Annotated in this window: 10 protein-coding genes; 4 read left to right on the forward strand and 6 right to left on the reverse strand. The window is 51.5% G+C overall.

The genetic code is table 11. From position 1 onward, the window contains the following. Position 1: 1 nt before the first annotated feature. The 6 genes from TY09_RS13125 to pdaA form a co-directional block, all read right to left on the reverse strand. Positions 2-1,006, reverse strand: coding sequence for a branched-chain amino acid ABC transporter permease (locus TY09_RS13125; RefSeq protein WP_042435213.1), 1,005 nt, complete (start codon positions 1,004-1,006; stop codon positions 2-4). A 16-nt stretch (positions 1,007-1,022) separates the two neighbouring features. Beyond that, positions 1,023-1,904, reverse strand: a complete 882-nt coding sequence (locus tag TY09_RS13130) for a branched-chain amino acid ABC transporter permease (RefSeq protein ID WP_042435216.1) — start codon at positions 1,902-1,904, stop codon at positions 1,023-1,025. 81 nt (positions 1,905-1,985) lie between these two features. Further along, entirely contained in the window at positions 1,986-3,164 is a 1,179-nt protein-coding gene (locus TY09_RS13135; RefSeq protein ID WP_009060646.1) for an ABC transporter substrate-binding protein, read from the reverse strand. Positions 3,165-3,537: 373 nt separating this feature from the next. Next, positions 3,538-4,203 carry a tRNA (guanosine(46)-N7)-methyltransferase TrmB gene (gene trmB, locus TY09_RS13140; RefSeq protein WP_042435249.1) on the reverse strand — a complete coding sequence of 222 codons (666 nt, stop codon included), beginning with the start codon at positions 4,201-4,203 and terminating at the stop codon, positions 3,538-3,540. Positions 4,204-4,469: 266 nt separating this feature from the next. Next, positions 4,470-5,495, reverse strand: coding sequence for an HD-GYP domain-containing protein (locus TY09_RS13145; protein ID WP_081759667.1), 1,026 nt, complete (start codon positions 5,493-5,495; stop codon positions 4,470-4,472). Positions 5,496-5,793: 298 nt separating this feature from the next. Continuing rightward, the gene (gene pdaA / locus TY09_RS13155; RefSeq protein WP_009060674.1) at positions 5,794-6,597 is read right to left on the reverse strand and encodes a delta-lactam-biosynthetic de-N-acetylase; all 804 of its coding nucleotides are present in this window, start codon (positions 6,595-6,597) and stop codon (positions 5,794-5,796) included. Positions 6,598-7,028: 431 nt separating this feature from the next. On the opposite strand from pdaA, the gene TY09_RS13160 reads away from it, so the two are divergent. The 4 genes from TY09_RS13160 (at position 7,029) to TY09_RS13175 (ending at position 12,594) form a co-directional block, all read left to right on the forward strand. Beyond that, positions 7,029-8,786 (forward strand): purple acid phosphatase family protein, encoded by a 1,758-nt coding sequence (locus tag TY09_RS13160; RefSeq protein ID WP_042435225.1) that lies wholly within the window; start codon positions 7,029-7,031, stop codon positions 8,784-8,786. Positions 8,787-8,893: 107 nt separating this feature from the next. Beyond that, positions 8,894-10,981 (forward strand): class B sortase, encoded by a 2,088-nt coding sequence (gene srtB / locus TY09_RS13165; RefSeq protein WP_042435228.1) that lies wholly within the window; start codon positions 8,894-8,896, stop codon positions 10,979-10,981. Positions 10,982-11,184: 203 nt separating this feature from the next. Next, positions 11,185-11,676 carry an RNA polymerase sigma factor gene (locus TY09_RS13170; RefSeq protein WP_009060569.1) on the forward strand — a complete coding sequence of 164 codons (492 nt, stop codon included), beginning with the start codon at positions 11,185-11,187 and terminating at the stop codon, positions 11,674-11,676. Between the two features lie 12 nt (positions 11,677-11,688). Beyond that, positions 11,689-12,594, forward strand: a complete 906-nt coding sequence (locus tag TY09_RS13175) for a DUF3298 and DUF4163 domain-containing protein (protein ID WP_042435231.1) — start codon at positions 11,689-11,691, stop codon at positions 12,592-12,594. Positions 12,595-12,601: the final 7 nt, after the last annotated feature.

The following is a 12,601-nucleotide window of genomic DNA, read 5'->3' on the forward strand; positions in this document are numbered from 1 at the left end:
GTTACGCCCCCTTTTCTCCGCCTGATGCGGGATTTTTCGTTGTTTTATTGCCTTTCGAGCCGCTCAGTTTGCCGAACAGGCGGGTCAAAGAGAATTCATACTGACCCAGCAGACCGGAGGGACGGAACAGCATCACGCAGATCAGCACAACCGAATAGGCCAGCATGCGGTAACTTGAAAAATCACGCAGGGCCTCGGGCAGGATGGTAAGAACCGTGGCCGCAATGACCGAACCGGTAATCGAGCCCATGCCGCCCAGAACCACCATGACGAGAATTTCGACCGAATAGTTGAAATCGAACTTGCTGGGGTTCAGGATACCGATATGGTGCGCGTACAGGCCGCCGGCGATTCCGGCGAAAAACGCCGACATAATGAATGCCAGCAGCTTGTAATAGGTTGTGTTGACACCGGAAGCCTCGGCGGCGATTTCGTCCTCACGGATGGAAATGACCGCACGGCCGTGCCGGGTATGGATAAATGCAAAAATAATCGCAACGGTCAGCACCGCCAGCAGGTACACCCAGGAAAAATTCGTCTCTCTGGGAATCCCGCGCAGGCCTCTGGCGCCGCCGGTAAAATCGAGGTTAATGATGATCACGCGGATGATCTCGCCGAAGCCCAGCGTAATGATCGCCAGGTAATCGCCCTTCAGGCGCAGAGCGGGAATGCCGATGAGCAGGCCGAACAAGGCCGCTGTCAATCCGCCGACGAGAAGCGCAATCGGGAAATCAATCGAATCCGGCAGTCCGGCGCGCAGGGTAAACAGCGCGGCGGCATAAGCGCCGACCGACATAAAACCGGCATGGCCCAAAATCAGCTGGCCCAAAAAACCGGTAGAAAGGTTCAGGCTGGTTGCCAGAATAATATTGATGCAAACCATTATGAGAATACCGGAATAATACGAGTTCAGCACACCGGCATTCGAAAGCCCTGTGACCAGGGCGTAAATCGCCACGATCAGGGCAAGGATCACGCCGTAAACGGCGACTTTTTTTCGATTCATGCTTCTTTGCGCCTCCTTAAACCTTTTCGCTGACATTCCTGCCGAGCAGACCCGCAGGACGAATCAGCAAAACAAGAATCAGGATGCCAAAGACAACCGCGTCGGTAAAGCTGCTGGAAATATAGCCTTTTGTCAGGCTTTCCGCAACACCCAGCACATAGCCGCCCAGCATGGCGCCGGGAATGCTGCCGATGCCGCCCAGAACAGCCGCGACAAAGGCTTTGAGGCCCAGCAGACCGCCCATATAAGGGGTGATCATGGGGTATGTGTTGCAGTACAGCACGGCGCCCACAGCCGCAAGGCCGGAGCCAAGTCCGAATGTAAACGCGATCGAGTGGTTGGTATTAATGCCCATCAGCCGGGCAGCGGCGGCGTCTTCCGACGTAGCGCGCATCGCCTTGCCGATTTTGGTTTTATTGACGAGAAAGCTCAGGCCGACCATCATCGCCACCGAGGTGAGGATATTGATGATGCTGCCCGACGGCACCTGCAGAGAACCGGCCTCGAGTGTGCCGAGATCAAACATGCTGGGGATCGTTTTGCCGCTGGAGGTAAACAGCAGCTGCGACAGATTCTGAAGAAAAATGCTGACGCCGATTGCCGTAATCAGCAGAGAAATTCGGGGTGCTTTCATATTGATCAGGCGGCGGTACGCAACGCGTTCAATGAACACACCCGCAACCACGCAGAACAAAATAGAGCCCAGAACCGCAGCCCAAAGAGGAGCGCCCGCGACCGTAAGCAAAAGGAACATCGCGTATGCACCCACCATAATAATATCGCCGTGCGCAAAGTTAATGAGCTGAACAATTCCGTACACCATGCTGTAACCTAACGCCACAAGGGCATAGATACTGCCCAGCCCCAAGCCGTTAATTACCTGTGAAATAAACCCCATGTCCGCACCTTCCTTGATTCGATACGGCAAAAAGAGGGTGATGCAATCGCCCTCTTTTCACCAGACTATCACAGTTATTGCTTATTTCGAATAGTATTCGAGGAACTTATAGGCTCCGCCCTTAATCTGGGTAATCGCCGCCTGCTTGATCGGGTTGCGATTCTCATCATAAGTGATCTCGCCGGTCAGGCCGCTGTACTTGATGGCCGTCAATTTCTCAACAACCGCTTTGGAATCGGTGGAACCGGCCTCTTCAATCGCCTGCACCAGAATGTGCAGAGCATCATAACCCAGAACAGCAAACATGTTGGCATCTGTGTTATATTTTGCCTTATAGTCCTCAAGGAACTTCTGCAGAGCCGGATCGGTGGATTCCGCGGAATACTGGCTGCAGAACAGAGAGCCTTCCACAGCGGAAGCATTGTCTTTACCGATCTGCTCAATGACGCCGTCCCAGCCGTCGCCGCCCAGCAGGGTGGATTTAATGCCCAGCTGTCTGGCCTGTGTGGCGATCAGCGCAACATCCTGATAATACACCGGCACAAAGAACACGTCGGGGCTCTTCGCGGCAATCTTGGTCAGCTGCGATTTAAAGTCCACATCGTTGGTGGTGTAGCTTTCCTTCGCGACAATCTCCAGACCAAGGTCTTTGGCGGTCTTCTCAAAGGTCTCCGCCAGACCGACAGAATAGTCGTCAGCCATATTATAAATGATAGCAGCGGTCTTTGCATTCAGCTTCTTGCTCGCGTAGTTCGCCATCAGGTCGCCCTGGAAGGGATCGGTAAAGCAAGCACGGAATACGTTCGGGCCTGCCGCGGTAACATCCTCGGCAGTAGCGGTAGCAGAGATCATCGGGATGCCGCTCTTTACCGCCTCAGGCGCAACCGCCAGCGTGGGGGTAGATGTAACGTCGCCGACCAGCGCTACGATTTTGTCGTTCTGCACCAGTTTATTGTAAGCGTTGACCGCTTCGGTCGCATCGTTTTTGGTGTCGTAGGAAATATATTTGATCTTTTTGCCCAGAACGCCTTCACCCTGGTTAATCTGTTCAACCGCCAGCTGAATCGCATTGTTTACCGCAATGCCATAAATAGAGGCGTTACCGGTCAGCGGGGCCAGACCGCCAATCACAATCTCACTTGCATCCGTATTTGCGGCGGCACTGGAAGAGCCGCTTTCCGCCGGCTTATTGCCGCAGCCGGTCAGTGCAGCACCCATCATTACCGCAGCCATTGCAGCGGCTAAGATACGCTGTTTCATCGTGTTTCCTCCTAAAATAAAATTAATATATCATCGGCAGAGCCGAAAATACATATCCGCGGACCCCTCTTGTCCGACTTTCCTTTTTCCATTTACAACAAATCAGCCGGGCCAAAGGCGGCAAGCAGCCACACTGCCACACTTTAAAATACAAAAAAGTTAGCGCATTGCTCTGTAAAAGCGACCTGCCTAAAAGAGAACCAATCTTTGAAAAATCTTTCTTCAAATTATACTCCCGCCGGGCAGTTTTTGCAACTGAAACCTAAAAAAATGCGTTTTGTTCTCCGCTCGCGTTCATTTTCTTTCAACTTTTGCAATTTTTTTAGTACCACTGTTCAAAATACGAAAGTTTACCTGGCAAAACCTGCAAGAATCACTTTGCGCTCCCCCAGCGGGCAATTGCCGCCTTAATGGGAATCCCCTCGGCGGAAAACATCAGCTCATGCTCTGTAGAAGGGCTTTCCTCCCACTGCTCGGCGTGAAGATTCTGCGTAGACCGCAACAGCGTAAAACCGCTTTCTTCCAAATACCGCAGCGTAGAGAGGTACAGTTCCTCGTCATCCGTCTTAAAATGGATTTCCGCGCCGTCGGCCAGAAAGGACTTATACAGCTCCAATTGATTCGGATGCGTCATGCGCCGCTTATGGTGCCGTACTTTCGGCCAGGGATTGCAGAAATTAATGTAGAGCCGCTCCACCCTGTCGCTCGGATCGACGATCTTGGGCATGTCCTCAATATGATGCGCCATCAGCGCCACATTATGAACCGGCGCACCCAGCTCACTGTATGCTTTTTCCAGATTCCTGCGCGCCACGCCCAGAACATCCGGGCTTTGATCGACGCCGATGTAGTTGATCTCTGGATGAAGGGGCGCAAGCTGAGCCAGAAAGACTCCCTTGCCGCAGCCGAGCTCCAGATGGATCGGATGCTTTTCGGCAAACCATTCACCCCAGCGGCCCTTCCATTCTTCGGGGCTGCTGATAAAATATGGACAATGGGCCAGCTCCGGGCGCGCCCATGCCTTTTTTCTCATTCTCATTGTTTCCACCGCCAACAGCCGCACAAATCTTCCGCCGGGCCTAAACCGTTTCGGGAACGCGGCCGGTGTTTGATTGCTCACGCAGCCGAAAAAACGGCATGTGAATCAACTTTTCTATTGTAATGCACACAGCACGAAAATGCAAGCATTTCCGCTGTATTTTGACACTTTCCTGCGATGAATGCCATAAATAAGAACGCCGCCGACTGGGCCGGTAGCGTTCTTATCCCTTCGATGGATTAGAGCATCTGTTCCTGATTTTTCCATTACGGTTCCAGATCCTGAAAGATTTTTTTCTCCGCAGCCAGGAGAAGCTCATAAGGATATTGGTCTTTCTGCTCCTTCAGCGAACGAATCGCATTTCTCATCTCCCGAATGCCGCTGCTGGCAGTAGAAGAATTCGAACTGCCTGATGAATGAAACGATGTGGTAAAATCCAGCTGATCTGCTACAAGGCAGATTTGGGCAGCCTGGGAAATGGACGCCGCTGTAAGCCCGTTGGGGTATCCGGAACCATCCAGCCGTTCATGATGCTGTAAAATCATATTACGGCTATTTTCACTCAGCCCTGCCCCTTGAACCATGTCATGACCTAATTCACAGTGCTGGCGCAGAAGAAGGGTCTCCTGCTCTGTCAGCGCTTCAGGAGCTTTGTCCAGTATCCGCTGCGGGATCAATATTTTGCCGATATCATGAAGCAGCGCCCCCAGACAAATATCAGTCATGCCGTCTTTCGGGCAGCCGAGTGCGGATGCAATCAGCAAACTGAGAATGGCGACATCCATTGAGTGAGTATAAAGCCGCCCACCATGCTGCCACAGAGTATCGATATAAATTCGCCAGGGGCAGCGATTGTCCGCAAACAGTACAGAGTTTAGAATCAAAGAGCATTTTTCCATTTCCATCCCATTTACAGATTCCGGGAAACGCTTTTTCAGATCATTCCAATAGAGCGAAAGCCCTGCCTTTCTTGCTTCGCCAGCAGAGGCGGATTCCTCTGTATTTAAGAAAGGAAGGCCATGATAAGAAGCCTTTTTGTCTTCAGTAAATAAGAACTTTTCCTCTAACAAATCCATATTTTCCAATTTTGATAATACCTCTGGGGTAAGCTCCTGCCCCTTTGCGTATAAAAGAATTCCTGATCTGCTGTAAATATCTTTTTCCGCACAACGTGGCTTCATATTGCATCCGCTCCTTTTGAAAAAACGTTTTATTTTTCCAGTGATGGAACATACTAAGATTCTGTGGGCAGCTATTTCCCAGGCCCCGGTTTTCGGCGCAGGGCAAATCATTTCAGGATTTTCTCCGTATTCCACGAAAAGCGGAAATACGTTAAAATTCGGGAATCATACAGATTCTCTTTTTCTATGTAAAAAACAGTCACTTTTCAAAGGAATCATTGAAACGACTGCTTTGAGTACCCTGACCGCAGATTATTAGAAACCGCGGCCTTTCTTTCGCTTTTTTCGAATAAAATTTTCTTAAATTGCTGTTTTCAAACAAAAAAACCGGCTTTTTTCAGCCGGTTTTTTTATTTGGAAATGATAAGGCGGCAAACTCTTAGAAATATCGCTGACAACGGAAAATCTGTCAGGCGACCAGCTCATCCAGCGTACCGAAAGTATATCCCATCTTTTTCCATTCGGTGATCAGCTGATCGAGAATCTCCGCGTTTGTTTTCGACGTGCTGTGCAGCAGAATCACCGCTCCGGGATGAATCCGCGTCGTCAGCTTCTTCATCGCCTCTTCATGGCTGGGTTGCTTATCGACCTGCCAATCCACATATGCAAGGCTCCAGAAAATCGTGCGATAGCCAAGCTCGTTTGCCATCTGCAGGTTTTCTTTGCTGTATTTTCCCTGCGGCGGGCGGTAGAACTTCTTCATCGGCTGTCCGACAGCCGTCTGATAAGCTTCCTCCAGAGACTTGATCTCTTTTTCAAACGAAGCCTTATCCTGAATCTTCGCCATGTCGGGATGATGGTAGGTATGGTTGCCCACAATGTGGCCTTCCTCCGTCATGCGCTTGACCAGATCGGCGCTGGTATCAATATAATGGCCCACCACAAAAAACGCAGCCTTGACGTTCTGCTTTTTAAGGGTATCCAGAATAGAGGCAGTATAGCCATTTTCGTACCCGCAGTCAAAGGTCAGGTATACTTTCTTCTGACTGGTATCGCCTATGTAATACGCATTATAGGGCTTTAAATCCGCATCGCTTGCATCCACCACCGGGGTATTCCCCTGCGGGCCCTGAAAGCTAAGCCCCCAGCTGACAGCCGCGCCGGTTTCCACCGCTGTTCCCGCGGTAAAACGGTAAGCAAGAGGCCCGCCGATCAGCAGCAAACAGCACGCCAGCACCGCGGCCACATGTCTTTTCTTTAAAATCAAATACATTCTCTCACTCCCTCTGACTCTCAGGGCAGCTGCCTTCCCATCGGACACACCGCTTAAAAGCGGAATCTCCGAGCCGTTATGCTGTTGATTTCTTCCACTGTGATCTTCGGCCGCAGCACCTAGGATTTCTCTTTCTAATTTATGAAGCCCCAGCGTGTTTTATGAATGTTTTTCCTCAATCTTGTCCCCTTTTTCATTTATATTATGTATCTATACAAAAGAAAATACCCGGATCATCCCCCCAGCACCTCCCATTTAGAAAGCGAAAAAAGCGTGAACCGGCAGAATCCGGGAAGAAATGTTAAAGGCAATTTAAACCTGTGAGAAGATTTCCTAGGTTTGTTGAAATCTTATTTGGGGCTTTCTATACTGAACCTGTAATGAGGGCTCTTTCGCCCAAAAAATGGAAAGAGTGAATCAAGGAGGGTAACATGAAAAAAAGTTCAAAAACGATTTTATGTAGCGTTCTGGCAGCCGGACTGGCAATTTCATCAGCGACCGGCGCATTTGCGGCCACAGAACACTTCAACGACGCCACAAAGGATTCCGCGTGGTCCGGCTGGGAGCAGCAGTGGGCATCATCCGTCAGCACGGATTATCAGCAGGTTTCTCTGACACCCGGTAAAAACGAAACGGAACTGAATTTTGGCTGGTACTCCAAAACCGGTACTACGGCAACACCGGTGGTCCGCCTGGCAACCAAAGAGGACATGAGCGACGCAAAAACCTTTACCGGCACCACCTCCCCCGCGATCGACGGGTATATTTCCAACAAGGTGACCGTCAGCGGCCTGAAGGAAAACTCCACTTATTACTACACCTACCAGGTGAACGGCGTGGAAAGCAATCCCGTTAAATACGCTACCAAAAGCTTTTCCAGCTTTAAAATGCTGTTCTTCGGCGACCCGCAGATCGGCGCTTCAAAAGGACAGACCGTTTCTACCGGCAATGAGCTGGAAAACAAGTCGGCCCTGAACACCGCCGCAAGAAACGACGCCTTTAACTGGAACAAATCGCTGAACATTGCCCTGCAAAGCAATCCCGACGTCAGTTTTGCTTTGTCCGCAGGCGACCAGATCAATAAAAACGTGAACGGCACCGACCCCGGGAACGAGATGGAATACGCCGGGTACCTGTACCCCGCAGCTTTGAAATCCCTGCCTGTGGCCACGACCATCGGCAACCACGACGCCACGAACAAGAGCTACAGCTTCCACTTCAACAACCCGAATGCCTTTACCCAAGAAACCAGCCCCTCTGTGGCCGGAAACGGATATTACTATACTTACGGCAACGCGCTGTTCGTTGTGCTGAACACCAACAACTACAACTGTGCCGACCATGAGGCTCTGCTGAAAAAGGCCACGGAAGAAAACCCCAATACCCGCTGGAGAATCGTTATGTTCCACCAGGATATTTACGGCAGCGGACTGGATCACTCGGAATCGGACGGTATGGTGCTGCGCACCCAGCTGACCCCTATTCTGGACAAATATGACGTTGACGTGGTCCTTCAGGGACACGACCACAGCTATTCCCGCAGCTACCTGCTGCAGGGCGACGGCAAAACTCACCCGACCTACGATGCAAACAAGCTGGCAGACGGCACCTTTGACTGGGACAACGTGATCGACAAATCCACCAAGCAGGTGCTCCCATACTATCCCGATGAGAAGGATGCAAAGGCCGTAGCGGCAAACGCACTCTTCCTCAAAGGAAACGAGGCCTATACCATTACCGGAGATAAATCGACCAAAGTAGTGAATCCGCAGGGCACTTTGTACATGACGGCCAACTCCGCCACCGGCAGCAAATTCTACGAGCTGACTCACCAGCAGCAGAACTTCATCGCATACCGCAATCAGAACTGGCAGCCCAGCTATTCGGTCCTCTCTCTGGACGACAAAACCTTCAGCATCTCAACTTACAGCATCAGTCAGGATCAGGTAAGCCAGATCGACAGCACCTTTACCATTGAGAAAACGGTAAACCGCACACCGGCAGTCACCACAGCGGCCACCGGCAACACCGCGAAAGACACGGCTTCCACTTCGAAAACCACCACTCCCAAAACCGGGGACGCAAACGACCTGACCGGCACCGGTGCACTGGCGGCGCTCGCCGTTCTTGGTCTGGCCGCGGCAGGTGTGGCGACACTGAAAGAGAAAAAGGGCAAGCTCGCAAAATAAACAACACAATCGTATTGGCGGCCCGGGGCGCAGAGCGAAAGCTTTTCGCCCCTTTGTCCTGCCGGCGCTCACGGAAGGAATCCTAGAGAAAACAGAGGAATCAAAACATGCTGAAGAAGATTGCAGAAAAATATTTCGCAGATCAAAGAGCAAACGTGCGCAGAGCCGTTATTGCCGTACTGGCCGTGGTCTTCGTACTCTTTCTGTACCAGCTCAATCAGGTGCAAAAGCCCGAGCTGGTCACAACCGTGGGGCGCACCTTTGAGCACGCCAGAGTCGTCGAGGTCGTAAAGGATAATTTACAGGAGGACGGTCATCGCTACGGGGAGCAGCAGGTTCGACTACTGATGCTGAGCGGCTCAAAGCAGGGGCAAACGGTAGACGCGACCAGCGCCGCGGGCTATCTGTTCGGCGCGGGCTGTACCCCCGGTATGGAGGTCATTGCGATTCAGAGCGTTTCCGGAGATATTTCGGTCACCTCTGTATACAGCGCAGACCGTGAAAAGGTCATCTATGTATTTGTTCTGCTGTTTTTCCTGCTGCTGAGCATCATTGCGGGCAAACAGGGAATCAAATCCTCCATTGGGCTGATTTTCACGCTGGCCTGTATTTTCTGGTTGTACCTGCCTTTGGTGTTCCGGGGGTTCTCCCCGTTCTGGGCGGCGGTGCTGGTTGCGGCCGTCACCACCGTGGTGACGGTGTACCTGATCGGCGGGCCGACCAAAAAATCAGCCTGCGCCATGATCGGCACGGTGTCCGGCGTGATTATCGCGGGCGCGGCGGCCGTGATCTTCGGCTATTTCTCAGGGGTTTCCGGCTATAATGTATCCGATATTGAAAATCTGCTGTTCCTGGCGGACAGCACCAAAATTCAGGTAGGCGGGCTTTTGTTCTCCGGACTGCTGATTTCCTCTTTGGGCGCCGCGATCGACATCTCGATCTCGATCGCCTCCACCATCAACGAAATCCATGAGAGCAACCCCACGCTCGGCAGGGCAGCGCTTTTTTCCTCCGGCATGCGGGTGGGGCGCGATATCATGGGGAGCAACGCCGCCACTTTGATTCTCGCGTTTGCGGGCGGCTCTTTGAGCATGCTGATATCGAATTATGTGTATGACCTGCCGTACATTCAGATCGTAAACTCCTACGGGATCGGCATTGAGATCATGCAGGCCTTTTCCGCCAGCTTTGGCATTATTCTGGCTGTTCCGATCGTTGCAGCCGTTTCGGCCATCTGGATGGGCCCCTCCCACGCCGCCTCTGCAGCCGTTGCAGAAACCCCGGAGCTTTCGCCCGGAGAAGCAGCCATACTGCCTGCCTCAACAGAAAATTTACCGGAGGATGCCACGCCGACCGGCGCATTTTCTTCTGTGATGATTTCCCATATAAAGCAGCTGACTCCCGCACTCGCGGAGGCCAAACGGGCGCTACTCCTGCACTGGAAGGGCATTACCATTGCAATATGCCTGTTTATACTGACCTTTTGCGGCCTGCAGTTTTATTCCGCCTATATGGAATACCAGAATGCAGGCAAGGAATACCGGCAGGCTGAGCAGAGTATGGAGTCCTCCCCGGCTTCCTCGATCAGGGAAACTGCCGCCCCTCTGGAATCAGGCACGCCGGGGGAAAAGCCGTTTGTCTTTGATTATGAAAAGCTCGCCGCTCAGAACAGCGACGCGGCGGGCTGGCTTCGTCTGCCGGATACCGGCCTGAGCTACCCGGTGGTACAGGGCAACGACAACTCCTATTACCTGACGCATACCTTTTATAAAAGCCGGAACACCGCCGGGGCGATTTTTCTGGACTCCCAACTTTCAGACGGTCTTTCCGCGCAGCACTCCATCCTATACGGCCACAACATGCATGACGGCACCATGTTCGCCGAACTGCTCCGCTTCCGGGAGAAAGCCTACTGGGAACAGCATCCGCTGCTGGAGCTGTATAGCGAAGGCGGCAAAGCTATCTGCGAGGTCTTTTCTGTACACGAAGCCGCGCCGGACAGTGAGACCTACACGCTGTCCTTTCCGAATCAGTCGAAATACGAGCAATATCTAAAGGCTATGACCAAGCTGGCACTGTACGACACCGGGGTTACCGTCAGCCCAAGCAGCCAGATCGTAACCCTCTCCACCTGTGTCAACGACCAGCGCGACATGCGCTTTGTTGTGCAAGCCAAAAAAGTTCAGGCCGTATAAAACACTTTTATCCCCCCTATTCTATAAAAGAACAAGACGCACACCAGAGCATGTGCGTCTTGTTCTTTTATGCTTTAACAAATATCGAAATGAAAAAATAATTTTTTTGAAAAAGTCTGAAACTTTTTCCATAGGCCGCAGCGTCTATTTAGTGTAAGATAAATGATGGCGCCATCAGATACGGGAAGGAGCATTTCGTACGAATGGGTGACAGCAATACACAAGAGATCATTGAAAATTACATTATTCTGAATCAAAATCAGATTTATCGGCTGGCTTTCAGCTATGTTCATAACAAGGACGACGCGCTCGACATTGTACAGGAATCGATTTACAAAGCCATGGCCGGAAAACGGTCGCTACATAAATCCGATTCCGTTCGCCCCTGGTTTTACAAGATCGTTGTCAATACGGCGCTGGATTTTCTGCGCCGCAAAAAGCGCGAGGCCGAGCCGGACGAGGATATCCTGTTGCACGGGGAAAGCGCGGCCGACGATCACTATGAAGATATCGACCTGAAACGGGCGCTGGACAGTCTGCCGGATCTGTACCGCAGCATTGTCGTTCTGCGCTATTTTGAAGATTTGACGCTCGAAGAAATCGCGGGAATTCTGAACGAGAATCTCAGTACCGTGAAAACGCGTCTTTACAAATCGCTGAAACTACTGCGCGTAGAAATGAGCGAAGCAGAGTAAGGAGGTACTCACATGAATAAGCAGGATCTGGAACAGCTGAAGCAGCAGTACCAGGATACACCGATCCCGAAGGAACTGGATTTTGTCGTTCGGAAAGCATTGCAGGAAAATGGAGGAACCACTATGGAAAACAAACGCAGCCATAAAGGCATTAAAATAGCAGCCGCTTCTGTCGCCGCAGCTTTCGTTGTAATCACGGCCGGAGCAAACATCAGCCCCGTATTTGCGGCCACAATGGGGAATGTACCGGTTGTCGGCAGCCTTGTAAAGGTACTTACCTTCCGTGAGTATACGATGGACGACGGCACTTATCACGCAAATATCAAGACCCCTGCCGTAGAGGGCCTTGAAAGCAACAAGCCGCTGGAAAACAGCCTGAACCAGAAGTATATGGAAGAAAACAAAAAGCTGTATGAGCAGTTTGAAGCCGAGGTTGCCGAACTGAAGAAAAACGGCGGCGGACACCTTGGAGTAGACAGCGGCTATGAGGTAAAATGCGACGACGACGCCATTCTTTCGATTGGCCGCTATGTTGTCAACACGGTCGGCTCTTCCTCGACCACGATGAAATATGATACCATTGATAAAAAGAACCAGGTGCTTATTACCCTGCCCAGCCTGTTCAAGGATGAGCAGTATGTCGAGGTCATCAGCAAGAACATTCGTCAGCAGATGATCGACCAGAACAAAGCCGACCCGGATAAGATTTACTGGGTAGAGGGCATAGACGCAGGTGAGGGCACCGAGCTGTTCCAGAACATTTCGGCGGAACAAAACTTTTATATCAACACCGACCACAAGCTTGTAGTCTCGTTTGATAAGTACGAGGTGGCGCCCGGGTATATGGGTGTTGTGGATTTTGTAATCCCGACTGACTTGATCCGCGATCTGCTGGTGGGCAATGATTATATCCGCTGATAGCGGG

Origin of the sequence: Faecalispora jeddahensis, from assembly GCF_000577335.1 — a bacterium.
GTDB lineage: Bacteria > Bacillota > Clostridia > Oscillospirales > Acutalibacteraceae > Faecalispora > Faecalispora jeddahensis.

Bases quoted from the DNA above. Each gene is read 5' to 3' on its own strand.
- TY09_RS13160 (WP_042435225.1), top strand. From the start codon at position 7,029: ATGAAAAAAAGTTCAAAAACGATTTTATGTAGCGTTCTGGCAGCCGGA.
- TY09_RS13175 (WP_042435231.1), top strand. From the start codon at position 11,689: ATGAATAAGCAGGATCTGGAACAGCTGAAGCAGCAGTACCAGGATACA.
- trmB (WP_042435249.1), bottom strand. From the start codon at position 4,203: ATGAGAATGAGAAAAAAGGCATGGGCGCGCCCGGAGCTGGCCCATTGT.
- TY09_RS13125 (WP_042435213.1), bottom strand. From the start codon at position 1,006: ATGAATCGAAAAAAAGTCGCCGTTTACGGCGTGATCCTTGCCCTGATC.
- TY09_RS13145 (WP_081759667.1), bottom strand. From the start codon at position 5,495: ATGATTTGCCCTGCGCCGAAAACCGGGGCCTGGGAAATAGCTGCCCAC.
- pdaA (WP_009060674.1), bottom strand. From the start codon at position 6,597: ATGTATTTGATTTTAAAGAAAAGACATGTGGCCGCGGTGCTGGCGTGC.
- TY09_RS13170 (WP_009060569.1), top strand. From the start codon at position 11,185: ATGGGTGACAGCAATACACAAGAGATCATTGAAAATTACATTATTCTG.
- srtB (WP_042435228.1), top strand. From the start codon at position 8,894: ATGCTGAAGAAGATTGCAGAAAAATATTTCGCAGATCAAAGAGCAAAC.
- TY09_RS13130 (WP_042435216.1), bottom strand. From the start codon at position 1,904: ATGGGGTTTATTTCACAGGTAATTAACGGCTTGGGGCTGGGCAGTATC.
- TY09_RS13135 (WP_009060646.1), bottom strand. From the start codon at position 3,164: ATGAAACAGCGTATCTTAGCCGCTGCAATGGCTGCGGTAATGATGGGT.